Origin of the sequence: Pseudomonas frederiksbergensis, from assembly GCF_017114915.1 — a bacterium.
Classification (GTDB): domain Bacteria; phylum Pseudomonadota; class Gammaproteobacteria; order Pseudomonadales; family Pseudomonadaceae; genus Aquipseudomonas; species Aquipseudomonas frederiksbergensis_I.
In genome coordinates, this window is record NZ_JAAUOE010000001.1 from 201,148 (window position 1) to 224,203 (window position 23,056).

17 protein-coding genes and 1 pseudogene are annotated in these 23,056 nt (G+C 60.4%); 8 read left to right on the forward strand and 10 right to left on the reverse strand.

Annotation, left to right across the window (positions count from 1 at the left end; genetic code table 11):
- Positions 1-44 precede the first annotated feature (44 nt).
- Together HCU66_RS01015 and radA are read left to right on the forward strand one after the other, a co-directional pair.
- On the forward strand, positions 45-599 hold the full coding sequence (locus tag HCU66_RS01015) for an ankyrin repeat domain-containing protein (RefSeq protein WP_205886616.1): 555 nt from the start codon (positions 45-47) through the stop codon (positions 597-599).
- Between the two features lie 45 nt (positions 600-644).
- Positions 645-2,012 carry a DNA repair protein RadA gene (gene radA, locus HCU66_RS01020; protein WP_205886617.1) on the forward strand — a complete coding sequence of 456 codons (1,368 nt, stop codon included), beginning with the start codon at positions 645-647 and terminating at the stop codon, positions 2,010-2,012.
- Between the two features lie 30 nt (positions 2,013-2,042).
- Here the strand turns inward: radA and HCU66_RS01025 are convergent, their stop codons facing one another.
- The gene (locus HCU66_RS01025; protein ID WP_205886618.1) at positions 2,043-2,411 is read right to left on the reverse strand and encodes a PilZ domain-containing protein; all 369 of its coding nucleotides are present in this window, start codon (positions 2,409-2,411) and stop codon (positions 2,043-2,045) included.
- 157 nt (positions 2,412-2,568) lie between these two features.
- On the opposite strand from HCU66_RS01025, the gene HCU66_RS01030 reads away from it, so the two are divergent.
- The 3 genes from HCU66_RS01030 to yjiA all read left to right on the forward strand — a co-directional run bounded on the left by HCU66_RS01030 (position 2,569) and on the right by yjiA (position 5,941).
- Positions 2,569-4,635, forward strand: coding sequence for a carbon starvation CstA family protein (locus HCU66_RS01030; protein WP_205886619.1), 2,067 nt, complete (start codon positions 2,569-2,571; stop codon positions 4,633-4,635).
- Between the two features lie 15 nt (positions 4,636-4,650).
- Positions 4,651-4,848, forward strand: a complete 198-nt coding sequence (locus tag HCU66_RS01035) for a YbdD/YjiX family protein (RefSeq protein WP_003228401.1) — start codon at positions 4,651-4,653, stop codon at positions 4,846-4,848.
- 121 nt (positions 4,849-4,969) lie between these two features.
- Positions 4,970-5,941, forward strand: a complete 972-nt coding sequence (gene yjiA, locus HCU66_RS01040; RefSeq protein ID WP_205886620.1) for a GTPase — start codon at positions 4,970-4,972, stop codon at positions 5,939-5,941.
- Between the two features lie 56 nt (positions 5,942-5,997).
- Here the strand turns inward: yjiA and HCU66_RS01045 are convergent, their stop codons facing one another.
- The 5 genes from HCU66_RS01045 to HCU66_RS01065 all read right to left on the reverse strand — a co-directional run bounded on the left by HCU66_RS01045 (position 5,998) and on the right by HCU66_RS01065 (position 14,387).
- Entirely contained in the window at positions 5,998-6,690 is a 693-nt protein-coding gene (locus tag HCU66_RS01045) for a GntR family transcriptional regulator (protein WP_205886621.1), read from the reverse strand.
- 26 nt (positions 6,691-6,716) lie between these two features.
- Positions 6,717-7,421, reverse strand: coding sequence for an FCD domain-containing protein (locus HCU66_RS01050; RefSeq protein ID WP_205886622.1), 705 nt, complete (start codon positions 7,419-7,421; stop codon positions 6,717-6,719).
- A gap of 53 nt (positions 7,422-7,474) precedes the next feature.
- Positions 7,475-8,788, reverse strand: a complete 1,314-nt coding sequence (locus HCU66_RS01055) for a C4-dicarboxylate transporter DctA (protein WP_205886623.1) — start codon at positions 8,786-8,788, stop codon at positions 7,475-7,477.
- A 275-nt stretch (positions 8,789-9,063) separates the two neighbouring features.
- Entirely contained in the window at positions 9,064-10,317 is a 1,254-nt protein-coding gene (gene glyA / locus HCU66_RS01060) for a serine hydroxymethyltransferase (RefSeq protein ID WP_205886624.1), read from the reverse strand.
- A 221-nt stretch (positions 10,318-10,538) separates the two neighbouring features.
- Positions 10,539-14,387, reverse strand: a complete 3,849-nt coding sequence (locus HCU66_RS01065) for a sensor domain-containing protein (protein ID WP_205886625.1) — start codon at positions 14,385-14,387, stop codon at positions 10,539-10,541.
- A 282-nt stretch (positions 14,388-14,669) separates the two neighbouring features.
- Here HCU66_RS01065 and ettA point away from each other — a divergent pair, with 282 nt between their 5' ends.
- Entirely contained in the window at positions 14,670-16,334 is a 1,665-nt protein-coding gene (gene ettA, locus HCU66_RS01070; RefSeq protein WP_205886626.1) for an energy-dependent translational throttle protein EttA, read from the forward strand.
- A 94-nt stretch (positions 16,335-16,428) separates the two neighbouring features.
- Here ettA and HCU66_RS01075 read toward each other — a convergent pair whose 3' ends face one another.
- From HCU66_RS01075 to HCU66_RS01090, 4 genes and pseudogenes are all read right to left on the reverse strand, one after another.
- Positions 16,429-16,923, reverse strand: a complete 495-nt coding sequence (locus HCU66_RS01075) for a GreA/GreB family elongation factor (protein WP_205886627.1) — start codon at positions 16,921-16,923, stop codon at positions 16,429-16,431.
- Positions 16,924-16,993: 70 nt separating this feature from the next.
- Positions 16,994-17,179, reverse strand: a pseudogene (locus HCU66_RS01080) (hypothetical protein); the annotation flags it as partial.
- A 105-nt stretch (positions 17,180-17,284) separates the two neighbouring features.
- Positions 17,285-19,138: an Lnb N-terminal periplasmic domain-containing protein gene (locus HCU66_RS01085; RefSeq protein ID WP_205886628.1), complete on the reverse strand. Its 1,854-nt coding sequence runs from the start codon at positions 19,136-19,138 to the stop codon at positions 17,285-17,287.
- A gap of 106 nt (positions 19,139-19,244) precedes the next feature.
- A complete protein-coding gene (locus HCU66_RS01090) occupies positions 19,245-19,733 on the reverse strand; it encodes a DUF3015 domain-containing protein (protein ID WP_205886629.1) in 489 nt (162 codons plus the stop codon).
- A 282-nt stretch (positions 19,734-20,015) separates the two neighbouring features.
- Here HCU66_RS01090 and HCU66_RS01095 point away from each other — a divergent pair, with 282 nt between their 5' ends.
- Together HCU66_RS01095 and HCU66_RS01100 are read left to right on the forward strand one after the other, a co-directional pair.
- A complete protein-coding gene (locus HCU66_RS01095; protein ID WP_205886630.1) occupies positions 20,016-22,454 on the forward strand; it encodes a Lon protease family protein in 2,439 nt (812 codons plus the stop codon).
- A 257-nt stretch (positions 22,455-22,711) separates the two neighbouring features.
- Positions 22,712-23,053, forward strand: a complete 342-nt coding sequence (locus HCU66_RS01100; protein WP_205886631.1) for a PA4575 family protein — start codon at positions 22,712-22,714, stop codon at positions 23,051-23,053.
- Positions 23,054-23,056 lie beyond the last annotated feature (3 nt).

The window sequence follows — 23,056 nt, forward strand, 5'->3', positions numbered from 1 at the left end:
AGCGGGACCTCATGCGAGGTCCCGTCTGATCAAGGAGTTCCACCATGCGTTTTTATCTGTCTGTGTTTCTGGCGTGCTGGTCGCTCAGTGTGCTCGCCGGGCCTGATGCGCAAGTCTCGAAGGACCCCGAAGCGCTGAAAGCCCAATTGCAGGATTACTATTTCGATGCCGCTCGACGGGGTGATGTGCCGATGCTCGAGACCTTCATCGACGCCGGCTATTCCCTTGATACCCGCGACAGCAAGGGGTACACCGCCCTGATTCTGGCCGCCTATCACGGCCAGAGCGCCGCCGTGGAGCGTTTGCTCGCGGCCGGGGCGGATGCCTGCGCCCAGGATCAACGCGGCAATACGGCGCTGATGGGGGCGATTTTCAAGGGAGAACTGCAAATCGCTCGAACCCTGCTGGCCACCCATTGCAGCCCCGACCAACGCAACGGCGCCGGGCAGACTGCCGCGATGTATGCCGGGTTGTTCAAACGCGTCGAGTTGCTCGACGCACTCAAGGCCAAAGGGGCAGACATGAACGCCGAGGATCCGTTGGGCAACAGCGCCGCGCGTCTGGCCAGCGGTGAAATCCGCACGGCGGCGCCGCGCTGATCCGCGCCAGCTGAGCTATCATCGCGGTTTTTGCCGGGAGTTCAGATGGCCAAGGCCAAGCGCATGTACGGCTGCACCGAGTGCGGTTCAACCTTCCCCAAGTGGGCCGGCCAGTGCGGCGAATGCGGGGCCTGGAACACACTGACCGAAACCATGGTGGAGAGTGGCGGCGCCGCAGCCCCCAGCGGTCGCACCGGTTGGACCGGCCAGCAGGCGCAGATCAAGACCCTGGCCGAAGTCAGTGTCGAAGAGATTCCGCGTTTTTCCACGGCGTCCGGCGAGCTGGATCGCGTTCTGGGCGGCGGCTTGGTCGATGGCTCGGTGGTGTTGATCGGTGGTGATCCGGGTATCGGCAAGTCAACTATTTTGCTGCAAACCTTGTGCAACCTCGCCAAGAGCATGCCGGCACTGTATGTCACCGGCGAAGAATCCCAGCAGCAGGTGGCCATGCGCGCCCGGCGCTTGGGCTTGCCTCAGGATCAGCTGCGGGTGATGACTGAAACCTGCATCGAAACCATCATTGCCACCGCCCGGGTCGAAAAGCCCAAGGTGATGGTGATCGACTCGATCCAGACGATTTTCACCGAGCAACTGCAATCGGCACCGGGCGGCGTGTCGCAGGTTCGGGAAAGCGCAGCGTTGTTGGTGCGTTATGCCAAGCAGAGCGGCACCGCGATTTTCCTGGTCGGTCACGTGACAAAAGAAGGCGCCTTGGCCGGGCCGCGCGTGCTGGAGCACATGGTCGATACGGTTCTGTATTTCGAAGGCGAATCCGATGGGCGCCTGCGTTTGCTGCGGGCGGTGAAAAACCGTTTCGGCGCGGTGAATGAATTGGGCGTGTTCGGCATGACCGACAAAGGCCTGAAAGAAGTCTCCAACCCTTCGGCGATTTTTCTGACCCGCGCCCAGGAAGAAGTCCCGGGCAGCGTGGTCATGGCTACGTGGGAAGGCACCCGGCCGATGCTGGTGGAAGTCCAGGCGTTGGTGGACGACAGCCATCTGGCCAACCCGCGCCGGGTGACGCTCGGTCTGGATCAGAATCGCCTGGCCATGTTGTTGGCGGTTTTGCACCGCCATGGCGGCATCCCGACCCACGATCAGGACGTGTTCCTCAACGTGGTCGGCGGGGTGAAGGTCCTGGAAACCGCTTCCGACCTGGCCTTGATGGCAGCGGTCATGTCCAGTTTGCGCAACCGGCCGCTGCCCCATGATCTGCTGGTGTTCGGCGAAGTCGGGTTATCGGGTGAAGTGCGCCCGGTGCCGAGTGGCCAAGAGCGCTTGAAAGAGGCGGCCAAGCACGGCTTCAAGCGCGCCATCGTGCCCAAGGGCAACGCGCCGAAAGAGCCGCCGCCGGGGTTGCAGATCATTGCCGTGACGCGGCTGGAACAGGCCCTCGACGCACTGTTCGAATAAGCATGTGAGCGCAATCCCTGTAGAAAGCAATCAGGCTTCGATCAGCGCTCCCAACTCCCGCTCCAGTTCCTCGGGATCGCCGAGGTTCAGCTCGACCAGCCGCCTCAGGTGTTCGATCGATTCGAGCCCGATATTCAGGCAGACAAAACCCAGCTGGCCGTGGTCATCATGGGCCAGCTGCACGTCCATTCGGATCTCGGCCTCGTTGTTTAAATGGACATCGGCTGCGAAGGGCTGGCTGGCGTCGCCTGACCAGGACTCGGGACGCTGGATCAGCAGGCCCTTGAGCGACAGGTCGAGCAATTGCACCGACCAACGCTGCCCGTTCTGGCTCAGCTCGGTTCGGGCATCGAAAGCAATACGCTTGAAACGGCGGCGATCGGAATGCTGTTCGCTCATGGTCTGACCCCTGTGCATGGTGCAATGACTATAGACCGGGCTTGGCGTCAGCCGCCACGGACATTGCGCCAGACCAACGTTGGGGGTGGCCTTTGAGGCCAGTAGCGCTAAACTCCGGATGGCTGTCTTTCTTGTCCACTCTGGCTGGAATCATAAAATGAAAAATAATAATAGCCTGCTACGCCACTTACCCTGGCTGCTGGTGGCAGTCTTGGGAGCGTGCGCCCTGGGCGTAGTGGCATTGCGCCGAGGCGAGGCGATCAACGCCTTGTGGATCGTGGTTGCTGCCGTGGCCATTTATCTGGTTGCGTATCGCTATTACAGCCTGTTCATCGCTAACAATGTGATGCAACTTGATTCGCGTCGGGCTACCCCCGCCGTGCTCAACAATGACGGTCTGGACTATGTGCCGACCAACAAACACATTCTCTTCGGTCACCACTTTGCGGCCATCGCCGGCGCGGGGCCGCTGGTTGGTCCGGTGTTGGCGGCGCAGATGGGCTATCTCCCCGGCACGCTATGGCTGATTGCCGGCGTGGTGCTGGCCGGTGCAGTTCAGGATTTCATGGTCCTGTTCATGTCCACCCGCCGCAACGGCCGTTCCCTGGGCGACATGGTCCGTGAAGAGATGGGCCGCATCCCCGGGACCATCGCGCTGTTCGGTTGTTTCCTGATCATGATCATCATCCTCGCGGTGCTGGCGCTGATCGTGGTCAAGGCCCTGGCCGAAAGCCCGTGGGGTATTTTCACCGTAATGGCGACGATCCCGATCGCGATGTTCATGGGCATCTACATGCGCTACATCCGTCCGGGCCGCATCGGTGAAATCTCGGTGATCGGCGTGGCGTTGCTGCTGGGTTCGATCTGGCTGGGTGGGCAGATTGCCGCTGACCCGGTGTGGGCCAAGGCGTTCAGCTTTACCGGGGTTCAGATCACCTGGATGCTGATCGGCTACGGGTTCGTGGCGGCGGTATTGCCGGTGTGGCTGATCCTCGCCCCTCGCGATTACCTGTCCACCTTCCTCAAGATCGGCACCATCGTTGCGCTCGCGATCGGCATCCTGATCACCATGCCCGAGCTGAAAATGCCGGCACTGACCCAGTTCATCGACGGCACCGGGCCGGTATGGAAGGGAGGGTTGTTCCCGTTCCTGTTCATCACCATCGCCTGTGGCGCGGTGTCCGGTTTCCATGCGCTGATCTCCTCCGGCACCACGCCGAAGTTGCTGGATAACGAAGTCAACGCCCGCTATATCGGTTACGGCGGCATGCTGATGGAGTCCTTCGTGGCGATCATGGCGATGGTGGCCGCTTCGGTGATCGAGCCAGGCGTCTACTTCGCCATGAACAGCCCGCCAGCGGTCGTCGGCGGTGACGTGGTGGCTGTGGCCCAAGCCGTCAGCGGCTGGGGGTTTGCGATCACCCCGGAAGCGCTGCAAGCGGTGGCCAAGGACATCGGTGAAACCACCATCCTGGCCCGTGCCGGCGGTGCGCCGACCCTGGCGGTGGGTATCGCGCAGATCCTGCACAGTGTGCTGCCGGGCGAAAACACCATGGCGTTCTGGTACCACTTCGCGATCCTGTTCGAAGCGCTGTTCATCCTGACCGCGGTGGACGCCGGCACCCGTGCCGGGCGTTTCATGCTGCAGGACTTGCTCGGCTCCTTCGTCCCGGCGCTCAAACGCACCGAGTCCTGGACCGCCAACCTGATCGCCACCGCCGGCTGTGTGGCGATGTGGGGCTGGTTGTTGTATCAGGGCGTGATCGATCCGCTGGGTGGCATCAACACCTTGTGGCCACTGTTCGGTATCTCCAACCAGATGCTGGCCGGTATCGCGCTGATGCTCGGCACCGTCGTGCTGATCAAAATGAAACGCCAACGCTACGTCTGGGTGACCATGCTGCCGGCGCTGTGGCTGCTGATCTGCACCACCACCGCAGGCTTCATCAAGCTGTTCGACGCCAACCCGGCGATCGGTTTCCTGGCGCTGGCGAAGAAATACAGCGATGCGTTGGCCAACGGGCAGATCCTGGCCCCGGCCAAGAGCATCGAGCAGATGCAGCATGTGATTTTCAACGCCTACACCAACGCAACGCTGACCGCGCTGTTCCTGTTCGTGGTGTTCAGCATCCTGTTCTATGCGCTCAAGGTCGGCACTGCCGCCTGGGGTAAAAAAGAACGCACGGATAAAGAATCGCCATTCCAGGCCCAACCGGATGCGTAACCTGAGGATTGCACCATGTTCAATGACCTGAGTCGCCTCGGTAAATACCTCGGTCAGGCCGCACGCCTGATGGTCGGCATGCCCGACTACGACACCTACGTCGAGCATATGCAAACCAAACACCCGGACAAACCGGTGATGAGCTACGAGATGTTCTTTCGCGAACGTCAGGAGGCCCGCTACGGTGGCAAGGGTGGACCGAAGTGCTGTTGATGCACGCGGTTTAGGCAACACTCCACTGTAGGAGCACGGCTTGCCGGCAAAGGTGATCTTCAGGACGCTTTCGCCGGCAAACCTGGCTCCTACAGCTTTTTTGCGTCCGGGAGACCTTATTTTGTTAGCACCAATCCCTGTCACGATCCTCAGCGGCTTCCTCGGCGCGGGTAAAACCACCTTGCTGCGCCACCTGCTCAAAGCCGAGCACGGCCTGAAAATCGCGGTGATCGAAAACGAATTCAGTGATGCCGGCATCGACACCCAACTGTTGGGCGACGAGCCGGTGCAAGTGATGACGCTGTCCAACGGCTGTGTCTGTTGCACCATCCACACCGATTTGACCAAAGCGCTGTATCTGCTGCTGGAGCGCCTGGACAGCGGCGAAATCGCCTTCGACCGCCTGGTGATCGAATGCACCGGTCTGGCCGACCCAGCCCCGGTGGCGCAAACCTTTTTCATCGACGAAGAGCTGCGCGAGCGTTACCTCCTCGACGGCATCATCACCTTGGTGGACGCGGCTCACGCCGACCTGCACCTGACCCAGACCATCGCCCAGGCGCAGATCGGTTTTGCCGACCGCTTGCTGGTGAGCAAACGGGATCTGGTGGATGAGCCGACCTTCACCGCCCTCAGCGAGCGACTGACCCGCATCAACCGTCGCGCGCCGATTCGCGTGGTCGAGCACGGCAAGATCGATCTGGCCGAACTGCTCGACGTGCGCGGCTTCAACCTCAATGCCGACCTCGGTGGCGGTGTGAGTTTGCGCCCGGTGAGCAAAGCACCGTCCATCGACCGCATCTCCAGCCTGGTGCTGCGTACCGACAAGCCGCTGGATATCGACAAACTCAGCGAGTTCATGAACGAACTGCTGGAAGACCATGGCAAGCAACTGCTGCGCTACAAAGGTGTTTTGAACATCCTTGGCGAGCCACGGCGCATGGTGTTTCAGGGCGTGCTGAAACTCTACGGCTTCGACTGGGACACCGAGTGGGCAGACGATGACACGCGCGAAAGCGTGATCGTGTTCATTGCCGATGATTTGCCGCAAGAGAAGATTCGCGAAGGTTTTGCGCGGGTCGCGGCGGATTGAATAGGTGTTCGTCGGTGATGACACCTTCGCGGGCAAGCCTCGCCCGCGATGGCGATTTAACCGGCAACACAACAATCCAGGCGGGGGACATAACCGGAGTTCAGCAATATTTGCTCAAGATGATCCAGGTGCCGGTTCATCAGTATTTCGGCCATCGCAACATCCCCACGTTCCACGGCATCGACAATCTCCGCATGCTCCTGCCATCCGCAATAATCACTTGTCTGAGCGTCATACTGCGCAATCGCCAGCGAAATCAGCGGCACCAGGCTGCCAAGAAAATGCGCCAGCGGTGCATTTCCTGCCATTTCGGCCAGTTGCAAGTGGAACTCTCCCGATAACCGAATCGATGGACCACGCTCCTTACATTGGCGTTCGCTGTCGATCAAGGCACGCAGGCGTTTCAGGTTTTGCGCACGAGGCTGCCGGCAGGCAAGTTTCACCAGCGTGATTTCGGTCAGTCGCCGTGCGTGAAGGGTCTGACGGGTTTGCTCGGCATCTGGTGCGGCAACCCGGGGACGATGATTGGTCCGCAGGATGATGATTTGCTGATGGGACAGCTGCGTCAGCACACTACGAATGTCACTGCGCCTGGCACCGAACATCTGCGCCAGACTATCTTCGGTAAAGCGACTGGCCGCATTGATGCGCTGTTCGAGAATGGCGTCGAAGATCCGCGAATGGAGATTTTCCACCGACGGGCGAAAGGGCAGGGCAACAAGAGTTTGTGGCGAGGCGAAGCTGTTCATGGCCTTTCTCCAGTTCGAAGAGGGGGTCAACTGCCGAGGTGATCGTCCGGAATATTCAATTCGATGCCCATCCGCTGGCCTTCGCGAAGGATGTGCCGACGCATCTCGGCGCTGGCCTGGGCGCTGTTTTTGCTGCGTATCGCTCGCACCACGGCTTCGTTTTCTTCAAGGCGTTCAGCCAGATGCTCCGGAGAATTGCGCAGCACGTCGGCGCTTTGCTTGAGGGCATTGCTGGTCTGCTGCACCACGCTCTGGAAAATCGGGTTCGAGGTCAGGGCGAACAACTCTTCGTGGAACGCGATGTAGGCGTTCACGCCGGCCTCGCTGTCGTTGGCCTCCAAGGCTTCGCGCATGTCCATCAGGGTCAGGCGCAGTTGCCCGACTTCCTTGCTGCTGATGGACTGCGCCACCAGGCCGACAATGAACGGTTCGAGGGTGTAGCGCAGTTGCAGCACGTCTTCCAGGCTGGCCCCGGCTACCGCGCTGTCGTGGCTTTGGCTGTCGTTGAGATTGGCCTCCAGCACCACCACGCCTTTGCCCGGCATGGAACGCACCAGGCCGAGGGTTTCCAGCACGATCACCGCTTCGCGCAGGCTCGGGCGGCTGATGCCCAGTTGTTCGGCCAGTTCGCGCTGGCCCGGCAGCATTTCGCCGGAACGCCACTGACCACGGGCCAGCGCGGCCCGAAGTTTTTCTACCACCGAATTTACAACGGTTGACGAGGTAATCACTGTTCGCTCCAGGTCGTGATGAATGTGCCTGCCCGTGGGCAGGCACACGTTGTTTAAAATTCCTGCTGATGCGCCGGGGTAACCGGTTTTCTCGGCTGGAAGGTATATCCCACCTGGCCGGAAAGCACTTTGTTTGCCCGTTGGATATCGATGTCCTTTTCCCAGCGGGCAATGGCCACCGTGGCTACGCAGTTACCAATCAAATTGGTCAGCGCCCGCCCGATGCCCATGAACCAGTCCACCGCCAGCACCAGCACCAGGCCCACCACCGGAATCGCCGGGATCGCCGTCAGGGTGGCGGCGAGAATCACCAGCGCCGAGCCGGGAATCCCGTGGGCACCTTTGGAGGTGATCAGCGAGACCAGCAGAATCGTCAGCAGATCAGTCATGGCCAGCGGCGTTCCGGTGGCATTGGCGATGAACACAATGGCCAGGGTCAGGTAGATCGAAAAACCATCAAGGTTGAACGAGTACCCGGTCGGAATCACCAGCCCGACCGTGGAGCTGCCAATGCCCAGATGCTCAAGCTTGCGCATGATTTGTGGCAACACGGCGTCGGAAGAGGCGGTGCCCATGACGATCAACAGTTCTTCGCGCAGGTACTTGAGCAGCGGCCACATCTTCAGGCCCGAGAGGCGCATCACCAGGCCGAGAATCAGCGCCACGAATGCCACGCAGGTCATGTAGAAAAGGCCGATCAGGCTGCCCAGGTGTTGCAGCGAATCCAGGCCATATTTGCTGGTGGTGAAGGCGATAGCGCCGAACACGCCGATCGGCGCCAGGCGCACGATCATGCCCATGATGCGGAAGATCACATGGCTCAGCTCGTTGATCAGCCGGGAAATACCCGACGCCGCTTCGCCCACCAGGTTCAGCGCGCTGCCGAACAGCACCGAAAACAGCAGGACTTGCAGGATGTTGTTGTCCGCGAAGGCGCCGATCACCGAGCTCGGGATCAGGTTCAGCAGGAACTGGGTGGTGGTTTGCATGTGCTGACCGCGTTGGGCGATGTCGCCCATGTCGGCGGCGGAGAGCTGCTCCAGATGAATGTTCGCGCCGCTGCCGATGCCGGTCGTGAAGGCGAACACCAGGCCGATTACCAGGGCGATGGTGGTCAATATTTCGAAGTAGATCACCGATTTCAGGCCGATGCGTCCGACCTTCTTCAGGTCACCGGCACCGCTGATGCCGCTGACCACCACGCAGAACACGATCAGACCAATGAGCATCTTGATCAGTTTGATGAAACCGTCGCCAAGGGGTTTGAGTTGGGCGGAATATTCGGGAAGGGTCAGCCCGCAGACGATGCCGAGCATCAGTCCGAGAACCACTTGAAGGAAGATTGAACGCGAGCACCATCTGAGCATGGGAGGAATCCTGGTCGGTGTCCTGGCTGCCGTGCGCTAAGCGCATCAGATTCAGGACTTAATTATTGTGGTCTTACCGGTATGTCCAGTGCAGGCGCAGTCTAGGCGCTGTTTTCGGGTGATCGCAAGCAGAAAGTGCAAAATTGGCATGACCGGTCTTACCAGTTGGGCGCAATGCCCCGACCTTGAGCCTTTTCTCCGTTTGAAAAAAAGCGGACGAAAAAAAACCGGCCATCGCTGGCCGGTTTTTTCATCACTGCGGTTTAGCGGTGCAATTAAGCGCCGTACACCGGCAGTTTCTTGCAGATGGCTTTGACCTTCTCACGAACGGCATCGATCACCGCTTCGTTGTTCAGATCAGCCAGGATGTCGCAAATCCAGCCGGCCAGTTCTTTGCACTCTGCTTCCTTGAAGCCACGAGTGGTCACAGCCGGGGTGCCGAAGCGCAGGCCGGAGGTGACGAACGGGGAGCGTGGATCGTTTGGTACCGAGTTCTTGTTCACGGTGATGAACGCTTTGCCCAGCGCGGCATCGGCGTCTTTACCGGAGATTTCCTGCTTGATCAGCGACAGCAGGAACAGGTGATTCTGAGTACCGCCCGACACTACGTCGAAACCGCGCTCGATGAACACGCCGGCCATGGCCTGGGCGTTTTTCACCACTTGTTGCTGGTAGGCCTTGAACTCAGGCTGCAGCGCTTCCTTGAAGCAGATCGCCTTGGCCGCGATCACGTGCTCCAGCGGGCCGCCCTGGGCACCCGGGAATACCGCGGAGTTCAGCTTCTTCTCGATGTCGGCGTTGGCGCGAGCCAGGATCAGGCCGCCACGTGGACCGCGCAGGGTCTTGTGGGTGGTGGTGGTCACCACGTCAGCGAAAGGCACCGGGTTCGGGTAGACGCCAGCGGCGACCAGACCGGCCACGTGGGCCATGTCGACGAACAGGTAGGCACCGACCTTGTCAGCGATTTCGCGAAAGCGTGGGAAATCCAGAACCTGCGAGTAGGCAGAGAAACCGGCCACGATCATTTTCGGCTTGTGCTCGACCGCCAGACGCTCGACTTCGTCGTAGTCGATCAGGCCATTGGCGTCGATGCCGTATTGAACGGCGTTGTACAGCTTGCCGGAGGACGAAACGCTGGCGCCGTGGGTCAGGTGACCGCCGTGGGCCAGGCTCATGCCCAGAATGGTGTCGCCTGCTTGCAGCAGCGCCAGGTAAACGGCGCTGTTGGCTTGCGAACCGGCGTGTGGCTGAACGTTGGCGTAATCGGCGCCGAACAGTTCCTTGGCTCGATCAATTGCAAGCTGCTCGACGATGTCGACGTACTCGCAGCCACCGTAGTAGCGCTTGCCCGGGTAACCTTCGGCGTACTTGTTGGTCAGTACCGAGCCTTGAGCTTCCATCACCGCAGGGCTGGTGTAGTTTTCCGAAGCGATCAGCTCAATGTGTTCTTCCTGGCGCTGAGCTTCTTGCTCCATGGCGGCAAAAAGGTCGGCGTCGAACTTGGCAATAGTCAAATCACGGCTGAACATGGCGGTCCTCAAGGATCGGGGCAGAAAAGGGAGGCATTCTAACCCAACCGCTTTTAGATGGCATATGAAAGGACATCATGTCGCAGACAAGTGGTGTTCATGCGCGGGATTTGCGGTGTTTGTGCGGGCCTCTTCGCGGGCAAGCCTCGCTCCTACGGATATCACCGTCTGTAGGAGCGAGGCTTGCCCGCGAAGGGGCCGCCCGCCCAACACGCAAAACTTCAGTCGAGCATGAACAACGCATCATTGCTGAACTGCGCCTCAAACCGGCTGGCCGGCATCGGATGACCGAACAGGTAGCCCTGAACCTCATCGCAACCGTGTTCGCGCAGGAAGTCGAGCTGCTCGTGGGTTTCCACGCCCTCGGCGATCACCGCCAGATTGAGGCTGTGGGCCATGGCGATGATCGCCCGGGCAATCTGCGCATCCTGTTCGCCCGAGGGCAGGCCATCGACGAAGGTGCGGTCGATTTTCAGCACGTCGATCGGGAATTGCTTGAGGTAGTTGAGCGATGAATAACCGGTGCCGAAGTCGTCGACCGCAATGCTCAGGCCGAGGTTTTTCAACCCGGCCAGGATCTGCATTGCCTCGCTGACTTCGCGCATCAGGATACTTTCGGTCAGTTCCAGCTCCAGGCATGCCGGCGGCAGGCCGGTTTCCTTGAGGATCGTCGCGATCCGCATGCCGAGCTGCCCATCGGAGAACTGCCGGGCCGAAATATTCACCGAAACCTTCGGCACCCGCACCTTGGCCTGATGCCAGGTCTTGAGCTGGCGGCAGGCTTCGCTGATCACCCAGTCGCCGACATCCACCACCAGCCCGAGCTCCTCGAGTACCGGAATGAAATCCCCCGGTGGCACCAGGCCGCGACGCGGATGACGCCAGCGCAACAGGGCTTCGGCACCGGTCAGGCGTTTGCCGTCGCCACTGAATTGCGGTTGGTAATACAACACGAACTCGTTTTGCTCCAGGGCATGGCGCAAGTCGCTTTCCAGCTCCAGACGCTCCAGGGCGCTGGCGTTCATGTCGGCCTGATAGAACTGGAAGTTGTTCTTGCCGCGCTCCTTGGCGTGGTACATCGCGGTGTCGGCGTTTTTCATCAACTGACTGAGTTCGCTGCCGTCCTGAGGGCTCAGGGCGATGCCGATACTGGCGGTGACGAAGAACTCGCGGCCTTCGAGGACGAATGGCGTCACGAGGCTGGCAAGAATCTGTTCAGCCACATGAATCGCCCGGTTCAGCGCGATCTCCCGATTGACCCGCGGTTGTAGCAGCAATGTGAATTCATCGCCGCCCATGCGCGCCACGGTGTCGTCATCGTCGACGCAACCAAGCAGGCGCGTGGCCATTTCCTTGAGCATGCGGTCGCCGGCGGCGTGGCCCAGGGAGTCGTTGATCGGCTTGAAACGGTCCAGGTCGAGGAACATCAGCACCACCCAGGATTTTTGCCGCTCGGCCGATTGCAGCGCGGTGTGCAGGCGATCCTGGAACAGCGTGCGGTTGGGCAGGTGGGTCAGGGCGTCGTAATAGGCGAGGCGGTGAATCCGTTGCTCACTGGCCTTGCGTTCGCTGATGTCGCTGAAGAAACACACGTAGCTGGCCAGGTCGCCTTCGTCGTCGAGCACCGCGGTAATCCCGACCCAGGCCGGGTAATGCTCGCCATTGCGGCGCTTGAGCCAGACTTCGCCTTCCCAGGTGCTGTGCTGATGCAATTGCTTGAGTACATAACGCAGATGGGCTTCCTGCTGCTCATCGACGGTGAGCATGTTTGGCAACTGGTCGAGCACTTGGGACATCGCATAGCCGCTGACGCGACTGAAGGCCTCGTTGGCCTGGACGATATAGCCCGCCGGGTCAGTGATCAGAATCGCGGAGGTCGAGTGCTCGAATACCGTGGCCGCCATGCGCAGGTCTTTCTCGGCCCGACGCTGCTGGCTGATATCGCGACCGACCCCGAGCACGCCTTCGAAGGCGCCGTGTTCGTCCCAGACCAGCACCAGACGCAACTCGATGGGGATCTTGCGCCCGTCGGCCCGCAGGCAGTCGAACAAAAACAGTTGGGTCTGCACCTGACTGCGCAGCAGCGCCAGTTGTTCGGGCTTGTCCAGCGCTTTACTGACCCGGTCCATCAGGCTGTAGATGCCGCTCAGTTGTTGCGGGTTGGCGATGGTCGATTGCCAGCCGTTCTGGAATATCCAGTCGGCGTCGAAACCCAGCACGGCTTGTACCGAGGGGCTGACGTAATTGAGCGCCAGCTTGCTGTCGGTGGAGAAAATCACATCGCTGATGCTTTCGGCGAGCATCCGGTAGCGCTGCTCGCTGTCGCGCAGGGACTCGCTGGCTTCAATCTGTTCGGTGATGTCCTTGGCCACGCCGATGATGCGGGTGACCTGATCGTACTTGTCCCGTGCCAGGGCCTGTTCGCGAATATCGAAACGTCGCCATTTGCCATTGCGATGACGGAAGCGCAGCTGGCATTGCAGCAATTGAGTGTAACCGGCGTGGCGCTGGGACTGGCGCGAGCGGTGGTAGTAGTCGGCATCCTCGGGATGCAAGAGGATTTCCCAGAAATACTCGCCCATCTGGTGCAGTTCAGTGCGGTTGTAACCCAGCGTCTGCCCCAGGTGATGGTTACTGAAGATCATCCGCTGGCTGATCACGTCTTGCACATACAGGTGATCCGGCACGGTGCGCACCACATCGGACCAGAACCCTTCACGCTCCAGCAGCGACAACTCGATGAGTTTGCGGCTGGTGATGTCGCTGATGCTCAGGATCACCGCTTTGTAATCGGCCTGCTCTTCGGGCAGGCGCAGCACCAGCCACAAGTGCTGGTCGCGGCCATTGGCGTCCTGGAGTTTGATTTCCAGCTCAAGCTGTTTCTGCTGGTGGAGCACCGCTTCGAGTACTTGATTGCCGATGGCCGTGCGCTCCAGCGGACAACCATCGACCAGCAGTTTCCAGGCCTGGTCGCAGGAATTGACATTGAGCAATTGCAGGGCGACCTGGTTGACCTCGGTGATGCGCAGTTCCTGCAGCAGTTGCTGGCGTTGCTGCGGTGTCTCGAGCCAGGCCCGCAACTGCTCGCTGCTATTGAGTTGAGCCTTGTCGAAAATGCTTTTGAGCCCGGACAGGTCGAGCACGCACAGCGCAACGCCGGTGCCCTCGAAAATGTCCTGATAACGTCGGCGGCCTTCGTGCAGCTGGCGTTGACGGCGACGAACGTTCAGCAGGGCGATGAACGGCAACAGGGACAGGGCCAGGCCCAGCAGGCACTTGCCGATGAACGCCGGCAACAGTTGTTCGAGCGCGCGCTGGCGGTCGAACAATCCGCGCAGTTGCCAGTCGCTGCTGCTCAGGGGAACGGTCAGCACGCTGTTGGCCAGTTCGTCGGGTGTCAGCACCGCGGGTTTGGCTGAGGGCAGGGTGTCATCGCGGCTGATGATCTGATGATTGATGCGGTTTTCCACCAGCCACTGGGGGCGGATGCCGACGTCGCCCTGTTTGATCAGAGAGGAGAAAAAGGTGGGTGTCAGGCGCAGGGCCCAATAGCCGCGGGTGCTGCCGCTGGCCTGATGCAAAAGCAGGTGCACCACCGAGCCGTCGTCGGCATTGCTGAAATAGTGGGCCTGGGCGCGGCTGCGCTGGACCAGTTCGCTCAGGTAGTTGGCGTCCTGGCTGTCGGCGGCGCTGTCGCAGAGGATTTTTCCGGAGGGACTGAGCAGCGCCAGGCTGCGCAAGTCGGGCAGCGATTGCTGCAGTTTGCGCAGTAACGCCTGCTGTTCGTCGGCGCTTTGCGGTTGTTCGATGATCGGTAGCAGATTAAGGGCGATCTGGGCGTTGAGCGCCATGTTGAGGCTGACTTGCGAAGCCAGATCGGCGGAATAGTCGATGCTGTACTGGCGCTGGCTTTTCTGGGTTTCGCGCAGTTGATCCACCCATTGCCAGAACAGCAGTGCGAGCAGCAACAGCACAAGGGTCGCCAGCGCGCCCTTCAAGGTTCCGCGCAGGGGCGAGCCGGGCCCAGGATTGAGCGCACTCGCGGACGATGGCACAGAGACATTGGACAAACTGTAATCCTGCGGTTTGGCTGGACTGGCGCGACGTGCACTATAAGCCGGACGCCCGAAGGGCGGCTAGCATGCCTTGAGTTGTGGCGAAGTGCCAGCCCCCGCTCGGCTGGACTGCCTCCTATCAATCAGGTAGCTTTGCCGGTTACGCGGGAGCGTTCCAGCTCTTAGAGGTTTTTTCAGCGCGCACGCCTTGATACCCATCAAACGAACGACGCGCATGGCTTGGCCGGGCATCGCCTGTGCTCCAATCATTCATCAGTCACTGACCCTAGGTTCTCCATGGCTCAATACGTCTTCACCATGCATCGGCTGGGCAAAGTTGTTCCGCCGAAGCGGGAAATCCTGAAAAACATTTCGCTGTCGTTCTTCCCCGGCGCCAAGATCGGTGTCCTCGGCCTCAACGGTTCGGGTAAATCCACGTTGCTGAAAATCATGGCGGGCGTCGACACTGAGTTCGACGGCGAAGCCCGTCCGATGCCGGACCTGAACGTTGGCTACCTGCCACAAGAACCCGTGCTGGACCCGACCAAGACCGTGCGTGAAGTGGTCGAGGAAGCGGTCAGCGTGATCAAGGACGCCCAGGCGCGTCTGGACGAGGTTTACGCGGCCTACGCCGAACCGGATGCCGACTTCGACAAGCTGGCCGCCGAACAGGCCAAGCTCGAAGCCATTCTGCAGGCCGCCGACGGTCACAACCTGGATCGCCAGCTGGAAGTCGCCGCCGATGCGCTGCGTCTGCCGGCCTGGGACGCGAAGGTCGAGCACTTGTCCGGTGGTGAAAAGCGCCGTGTGGCCCTGTGCCGCCTGCTGCTGTCCGCACCGGACATGCTGCTGCTCGACGAACCGACCAACCACCTGGACGCCGATTCCGTCGCCTGGCTGGAGCACTTCCTGCACGATTTCCCGGGCACCGTGGTTGCGATCACGCACGACCGTTACTTCCTGGATAACGTTGCCGGCTGGATCCTCGAACTCGACCGCGGTGCTGGTATCCCGTACGAGGGCAACTATTCGGGTTGGCTCGAAGCCAAGTCCGATCGTCTGGCCCAGGAATCCAAGCAGCAGTCGGCCCACGAAAAGGCCATGAAGGAAGAACTGGAGTGGGTGCGCAAAGGCGCCAAGGCCCGCCAGTCCAAATCCAAGGCTCGTCTGCAACGCTTCGAAGAAATGCAATCGCAGGAATTCCAGAAGCGCAGCGAAACCAACGAAATCTACATCCCGGCCGGTCCGCGCCTGGGCGACAAGGTCATCGAATTCAAGAACGTCACCAAGGGCTACGGCGATCGCGTGCTGATCGATAACCTGTCGTTCTCCATGCCTAAAGGCGCCATCGTTGGCGTGATCGGCGGTAACGGTGCCGGTAAATCGACCCTGTTCCGCATGCTGATGGGCAAGGAAACCCCGGATTCGGGCAGCATCGAAGTCGGCGAAACCGTGCAGTTGGCGTGCGTCGATCAGAGCCGTGAAGACCTGGATGGCAGCAAGACCGTGTTCCAGCAGATCTCCGACGGTTCCGACCAGATTCGCATCGGCAACTACGAGATCCCGTCGCGTACCTACGTCGGCCGCTTCAACTTCAAGGGCGGTGATCAGCAGAAGTTCGTCAAGGACTTGTCCGGTGGTGAGCGCGGTCGCTTGCACCTGGCCCTGACCCTGAAAGAGGGCGGCAACGTCCTGCTGCTCGACGAACCGTCCAACGATCTCGACGTTGAAACCCTGCGTTCCCTGGAAGAAGCCTTGCTGGACTTCCCGGGCGCCGCCATTGTGATCTCCCACGATCGGTGGTTCCTTGACCGCGTCGCGACTCACATCCTGGCGTACGAAGACGACTCGCAAGCGGTGTTCTTCGAAGGCAACTACACCGAGTACGAAGCCGATCGCAAGAAACGCCTCGGCGAAGCGGCCTCCCAGCCACACCGGGTACGGCACAAGAAGCTGGCCTGATTTCAGGTTGGTGGCATAAAAAACGGAGCCTTTCGGGGCTCCGTTTTTTATGGGCGTTGTAGGAGCGGGCTTGCCCGCGAAGGCGTCATCGAACTCACTCGATCTCTATGGTCAGTACCTCAATCACCAAATCCCCCGCCGGTCGCTTCCACAGCACCTCATCGCCCACCCGCGCCCCAAGCAACGCCCGCCCCAGCGGTGAACTCCAATTGATCAACCCGTGTGCGGCATCCGCCTGGTCTTCCCCGACCAACTGCACACGCTGCTGATGGTCGTGTTCGTCGGCAAAGGTCACCCAATTGCCGATTTGCACTTTGTCGGTCGAGGGGGCCAGTGCGACCACCTGGGCGCTTTGCAGGCGATGCTTGAAGTAGCGCCAGTCGCGATCGAGGTCGGCCTGGCGCTGCTTGTCGGCCAGGTCACCTTTGGCGCTTTCCTCATCGAGCAGGTTTTGCAGCTCGGCGACTTTCGCCTGAAGCTGCGCAAGGCCGGCTGGCGTGACGTAATTGGGCTGCGCGCTGACCTGCCGTTCGACTGGCAGATCGGCTTGCGCGGCGGCGTTATCTTCATTGACGAAGGCGCGACTCATGTTGTTCTCCCGTTATAGGGTTTGGGCCATGGTCGCGTGCTTTAAGTTTCGACGAATGTCTGTAAACGACTTATTGCGAGCGATAGGCTCGCGCGGCGTCCCGGTCTTTCTGTTGTTGCCAGGCCCGTTCGCGCTCATCCCAATGGCGATCCCTGTACTCGTTGCGATCCTCGCTTTCCCGCATGGCCTGGCACTGGCGAAAGCCATCGGTCCAGCCTTCGGCGCATTGCTTGTCCTTGAGGTAGCGCGGGACGTTTTAAACGCCACATCTCGGACTCCAGGGCCGTTCAACAGCCTATAAGGGAAGTCTAGAAGCGGATTTGTCGGGTGGGGTGAAAGAAAGGTCAAAAGATCGCAGCGATCAGTAGTGATACCACTTCACCTCAAGCATCACTTCGTTTTCCGGTGAAGCCAGGTGGCTGAATTCGCGCTGGGCGCTCAGACGCAAACCGAGGTTGCGCGACAATTCCCACTGCTGGTTCAGGCTCACGCTACGGCGCACTTCGCCATTGGTGAAGTAATCGCCCTTGGCTTCCAGGCTGAAATTGCCCAGCGGATTTTTCCATAGCAGGCCGCTGTTGAAGCCCGCCGCCGGGGCGATGAAGCCCGCGAAGTCGTTGTTATGCTCCACACGTACGGTGCCCAGGGCGAAACCGAGCATGTCGTCGCCCAGTTGCCAGGTTCCGCCGCCGCCACCGTTGACATGGCTGACCAGGGTTTCGTCATCATGTTTACCCGGTACACGCTCCAGGCCGCCGGTGACTTGCCACGACAATGGCTGCAACAGCGCGTTGCGCGGGGTCAGGGAGCGGATGGTCGCCAGGTCCAGTTGCTGCAACTGCCAGTCATTGCCTTCGTACTGACGCAGTTTCATCTGCAGAATTTCGATCTGTGCGCCGAGGGGGAAGCTTTCGGCGTTGTCGTTGAGGTCGTGATAGGCCATGCGCAGGCCATATTCGCCGAAGACCTTGTCACCCCGGGTGCCGATGGCGGCCTGCCAGGTGCGGGATTGGTGACCATCCTCGGGCAAGCCAGGTTGTGCAATGTCCAGTTCCGGAGGCGGGTTTTGATTGATCGCGCGCAGCAATTCGAAACTGCGCTGAGCCCGTCGGGGGTCACGTTCCTGACCGTTGGCACGATAGCGCTCCAGCCGATAAGCCGCATCGATGATCAACGCCTGGCGGTCGCGCGGTTGCGCCTTGAACGCCGGCTCCTGCAATTGTTTCTGGTCGGCGCTGACTTTCAGCACCCACTCCTGTTCTTCAGCGGTCAGCGGTTCTGCGCGGCTCAGCAGTTCACGCTCACGGGACGGGCGATATTCGATCGACTCCACCAGCCCGGCCTGTTTCACTGCTTTGACCGTGTCGGTGGGGATGGCGGTCAGCGGGAATTGCTCGGTCAGCTTCAGGCTCGGTCGCGCCACTTGCAGCAGCTCAAGCAGGCGATAGGAGCAGTTTTCGTCGAAGAAAAAGTAGTCGAACCGGATCTGCTTGAGTTCCCAGACATGCTCGACCATGCGTTCGGTTTCCTGCTGCGTCAGGTTCAGGCGGTATTCCCACAGGTCGCGGTTCTCGAGGCTACGGTATTCCGAGAGCTTTTCCTGGTACGGCACCAGGGCAAACAGCCCCGGATAACCGCCCATCAAGCCCTTCCAGGCGTACAGAATGCTGTTGTCCGACCCTTCGATGTAGGCACCGAAGTTGATCGCGTAACTGAGCAGCGAGGTCTTGTCGCGCTGCACATCGGCCTGATCGATGCGCAGCAAGGTATGGCCGAACATTGATGAGGGGCTGTTCAGGTAGGCCGCCGGGAAAATCATCACCGCGCTGTGGGGCGATACGTCCTTGAACCATTGCTCGAACTCGGCGCAATCCGGCGTCGGCAGACCGGTCAGCCCAAGCTGCGCCTTCAGCCAGCGGGTGCGGGCCGGATAGACGCATTGCGCATGCTGCTCGCCGGCACTGGCCGGGGCATACAGTGCCTGTACGGTTGCCGCCAGTTCACGGTCGGGGTGTTCGTTGCCGTCAGGGGCGAGAAAGAACTTCTTGTCGCTGACATAGCTGCGCCAGCCACCGAGTTTGGCGCTTTCATAATGACCCAGGGAAATCCAGAAAGGGTCGTTGGCCAGTTGCTGCAAACGTTGATTGTCGATGTGGGGCGCGGCGGACAGCGGGGCGCAGACACAGAGCGCCAGCCAGGCAAGGCGTTTGAGCATAGTGAGCAACTTAAGTCGAAAGAAACAAAGACCCAAAGGGGCAGGCCAAAAAGGGCCAGGATCAAAAATAAAACCCGCTCCCCAAAGAGAGCGGGAGGGGTCGAGCTTAAGCTTGAGTGGCGTACTTGGCCAGACGAGGATCGTTCTTCAATACGGCCAGGGTATTGGTATGCACATCTTCAGCGGTCACGTCAGCTTTGCTGAAAATTTGCTGGAAGTGCTGATGAGTCACCGCGGCGAAATACGCACGGTCTTGCGGCGCCACGCCCAGTACCACGGCGTAAGTGGTCAGCGCTTCGCCCTGACCTTTAGCCATGTCTTCGGACAGCTCGTTCATCATGCCATTCATGGTGATCCAGGATTTGCCGCCATAGGTCAGCGACGCATTGGTTGAGCAGCCGTTGGTACCGGAGGTCATGCCGAAGGTTGCGTTACCGGAAGTGCCGTTGGTGGTGGATGCCAGGAAGTGTGCCGGGGTGCCACGCTGACCTTCGAACAGCATATTGCCCCAACCGCAGTCCGGACCGCCTGGCGCCTGAGCCATGGCGTTGATGGATACAGCGGTGAAGAGAGTACCGAGAAGAATCCGTTTCATAGCTATGTTCTCTTGTGTGCATACCAATGGACAGGGTGCTGGCCCCTAATGGTGCCAGTGGGCCGGTTATTCGTTTATTCGTTCCAGCCGCGCAGCTTGGAGTTTAGGCACGTTCCGGGGGATGCGTGATTTTTTGCCAAACATTCCTCGAAACATTGATTTTGACGCGCCCGGCCCGGGGTTGACGGTTTGTCTATGCTTTGGCTTGAGGCGCGCCTTGCCAGTGAGGTACGGGCGGCGCCAGAATGCCGCTATCTGCCCCGCCTGATGTAAGGAAGCCCGATGCCTGATCCTGTTGCTGCCAGCTTGCGTCTAGCGCCTGAAGCGCTGACCCGTCCGTTTTCCGCTGAACAGTTCAGCTTCTCTACCACCAATGATCTGGAGCCCTTCCGCGGTGTGCTTGGCCAGGAACGTGCGGTCGAAGCCTTGCAGTTCGGTGTGGCCATGCCACGCCCCGGTTACAACGTATTCGTCATGGGCGAGCCCGGCACCGGCCGGTTCTCGTTCGTCAAACGCTACCTCAAGGCCGAAGGCAAACGCCTGCAGACTCCGGCGGACTGGGTCTACGTCAATAATTTCGATGAGCCGCGCGAGCCTCGTGCGCTGGAATTGCCGTCGGGCACCGCCGGCGCTTTCATCGGCGACATCAATGGCTTGATCGACAACTTGCTGGCGACCTTTCCGGCGGTGTTCGAGCACCCGTCCTATCAGCAGAAGAAAAGCGCCATAGACCGCGCCTTTAACCAGCGTTATGACCGTGCGCTGGATGTGATCGAACGTCTGGCGCTGGAGAAAGAAGTCGCGCTCTACCGCGACAGCAGCAACATCGCCTTCACGCCGATGAGCGAAGGCAAGGCCCTGGATGAGGCGGAATTCGCCCAGTTGCCGGAAGCCGAGCGCGAACGCTTTCATGACGACATTTCCGCGCTCGAAGAGCGCTTGAACGAAGAACTCGCCAGCCTGCCGCAATGGAAGCGTGAGTCGAGCAATCAACTGCGTCAGCTCAACGAAGAAACCATCACCCTGGCTTTGCAGCCATTGCTCGCTCCGCTGTCGGAAAAGTACGCGGAAAACGCAGGCGTTTGCGGTTACCTGCAAGCGATGCAGGTGTACCTGCTCAAGACAGTCGTCGAGCAACTGGTGGACGACAGCAAGACCGACGCCGTCGCCCGCAAATTGCTTGAAGAGCAATATGCCCCGAGTCTGGTGGTCGGTCATCCGTTCAGCGGCGGTGCGCCGGTGGTGTTCGAGCCGCACCCGACCTATGACAACCTGTTCGGCCGCATTGAATACAGCACCGATCAAGGCGCGCTGTACACCACCTATCGGCAGCTGCGACCGGGTGCCTTTCACCGGGCCAACGGCGGCTTCCTGATCCTCGAAGCGGAAAAAATGCTCAGCGAGCCATTCGTCTGGGATGCGCTCAAGCGCGCCTTGCAATCGCGCAAGCTGAAAATGGAGTCGCCACTGGGTGAACTGGGCCGTCTGGCCACCGTGACGCTGACACCGCAACACATTCCGTTGCAGGTCAAAGTCGTCATCATTGGCGCCCGGCAGCTCTATTACACGCTGCAGGATCTCGATCCGGACTTCCAGGAGATGTTCCGTGTCCTGGTGGATTTCGACGAAGACATCCCGATGGTCGACGAGAGCCTGGAGCAGTTCGCCCAGTTGCTCAAAACCCGTACGTCCGAGGAAGGCATGGCACCGTTGACCGCCGATGCGGTGGCGCGTCTGGCCACTTACAGCGCACGGCTGGCCGAGCATCAGGGGCGACTGTCGGCGCGGATCGGCGATCTGTTCCAACTGGTCAGCGAGGCGGATTTCATTCGCGACCTGGCGGGTGACGAGATGACCGACGCCGGGCACATCGAACGTGCGCTCAAGGCCAAGGCCACCCGTACCGGGCGTGTTTCGGCACGGATTCTCGATGACATGCTGGCCGGGATCATTCTGATCGACACCGATGGCGCGGCGGTCGGCAAGTGTAACGGGCTGACCGTGCTGGAAGTCGGCGATTCGGCCTTCGGGATACCGGCGCGGATTTCCGCCACGGTGTATCCGGGCGGCAGCGGCATCGTCGATATCGAGCGCGAGGTCAACCTCGGCCAGCCGATTCACTCCAAGGGCGTGATGATCCTCACCGGTTATCTGGGCAGCCGATATGCCCAGGAATTCCCGTTGGCGATTTCCGCGAGCATCGCCCTGGAGCAGTCCTACGGTTACGTCGATGGCGACAGCGCATCGTTGGGCGAGGCGTGCACGCTGATCTCGGCCTTGTCGAAAACTCCACTCAAGCAGTGCTTTGCGATTACCGGTTCGATCAACCAGTTCGGTGAAGTGCAGGCGGTAGGCGGGGTCAACGAGAAGATCGAAGGTTTCTTCCGACTCTGCGAAGCCCGCGGTCTGACGGGCGAGCAAGGGGCGATCATTCCTCAGGCCAACGTTGCCACGCTGATGCTCGACGAGAAGGTGCTGGCGGCGGTGCGTGCGGGACAGTTCCATGTCTACGCGGTGCGCCAGGCTGACGAGGCGTTGAGCCTGCTGGTCGGCGAGCCGGCCGGTACGCCGGATGAGAATGGCGAATTTCCCGAGGGCAGTGTCAACGCGCGGGTGGTGGAACGCTTGCGGGTGATCGCGGAAATGGTCAGCGACGAAGACCTCAAGGAGGCCGAAAGAGAGCAGGCGCAGGAAGCGTTGCTGGAAGTCAAACCGGCTTGATGTGAAGCAAAAGATCGCAGCCTGCGCCGAATGCATTTCCCTGTAGGGGCTGCCGCAGGCTGCGATCTTTTCGGTGATCATCGCCACAAATCTGGCGTCAATATTCGCGCGCCGACCACTCGGCGCCTTATGTTTCCCGGTTCGCGTGCGAGCCGGACTTTTCTTCTATTCTCTGCTCAAGGATATCGACAGTTATCACTGGATCGAGACAGCCTTCCCGTGGAGGCTGAATACCGGATCTACCGAGGGTCGCCGCCATGTCGCGCAACCTCTGCCTCACCCGTCAATGCCTGGGCCTTGTGACCCGTATCGAATGTGCCATCCGCCCGCTGGCGGGAGATACGGGCATGTGGACCTTGCTCTTCGCCGCCGGAATGGCTGGCGAGCAGCCTTCAGCCATCAAGGCCCAAGGCCCGTTCCGTGGGCCGGTCGTGGCTGAATCGATCCTCGACACCATCGTTGAAAGTCTGACCCTGCATGGCTACGAGCTGGCCGATGACCCGCAAATCTGGTGCCTGCATCTGCAAGCCCAGTTGCGAGAGATCAACGGTGGTCGTTACCGCAACCTTGCAGGTCCCGGATTCCGGCCCGAGGGCTGAACC

Excerpts from the sequence above, each read along its gene's own strand:
- HCU66_RS01085 (WP_205886628.1), bottom strand. The coding sequence starts at position 19,138 with ATGCTCAAACGCCTTGCCTGGCTGGCGCTCTGTGTCTGCGCCCCGCTG.
- HCU66_RS01095 (WP_205886630.1), top strand. The coding sequence starts at position 20,016 with ATGCCTGATCCTGTTGCTGCCAGCTTGCGTCTAGCGCCTGAAGCGCTG.
- radA (WP_205886617.1), top strand. The coding sequence starts at position 645 with ATGGCCAAGGCCAAGCGCATGTACGGCTGCACCGAGTGCGGTTCAACC.
- HCU66_RS01045 (WP_205886621.1), bottom strand. The coding sequence starts at position 6,690 with ATGAACAGCTTCGCCTCGCCACAAACTCTTGTTGCCCTGCCCTTTCGC.
- HCU66_RS01035 (WP_003228401.1), top strand. The coding sequence starts at position 4,651 with ATGTTCAATGACCTGAGTCGCCTCGGTAAATACCTCGGTCAGGCCGCA.
- HCU66_RS01030 (WP_205886619.1), top strand. The coding sequence starts at position 2,569 with ATGAAAAATAATAATAGCCTGCTACGCCACTTACCCTGGCTGCTGGTG.
- glyA (WP_205886624.1), bottom strand. The coding sequence starts at position 10,317 with ATGTTCAGCCGTGATTTGACTATTGCCAAGTTCGACGCCGACCTTTTT.
- HCU66_RS01075 (WP_205886627.1), bottom strand. The coding sequence starts at position 16,923 with ATGAGTCGCGCCTTCGTCAATGAAGATAACGCCGCCGCGCAAGCCGAT.
- HCU66_RS01015 (WP_205886616.1), top strand. The coding sequence starts at position 45 with ATGCGTTTTTATCTGTCTGTGTTTCTGGCGTGCTGGTCGCTCAGTGTG.
- HCU66_RS01090 (WP_205886629.1), bottom strand. The coding sequence starts at position 19,733 with ATGAAACGGATTCTTCTCGGTACTCTCTTCACCGCTGTATCCATCAAC.
- HCU66_RS01025 (WP_205886618.1), bottom strand. The coding sequence starts at position 2,411 with ATGAGCGAACAGCATTCCGATCGCCGCCGTTTCAAGCGTATTGCTTTC.
- ettA (WP_205886626.1), top strand. The coding sequence starts at position 14,670 with ATGGCTCAATACGTCTTCACCATGCATCGGCTGGGCAAAGTTGTTCCG.
- HCU66_RS01100 (WP_205886631.1), top strand. The coding sequence starts at position 22,712 with ATGTCGCGCAACCTCTGCCTCACCCGTCAATGCCTGGGCCTTGTGACC.
- HCU66_RS01055 (WP_205886623.1), bottom strand. The coding sequence starts at position 8,788 with ATGCTCAGATGGTGCTCGCGTTCAATCTTCCTTCAAGTGGTTCTCGGA.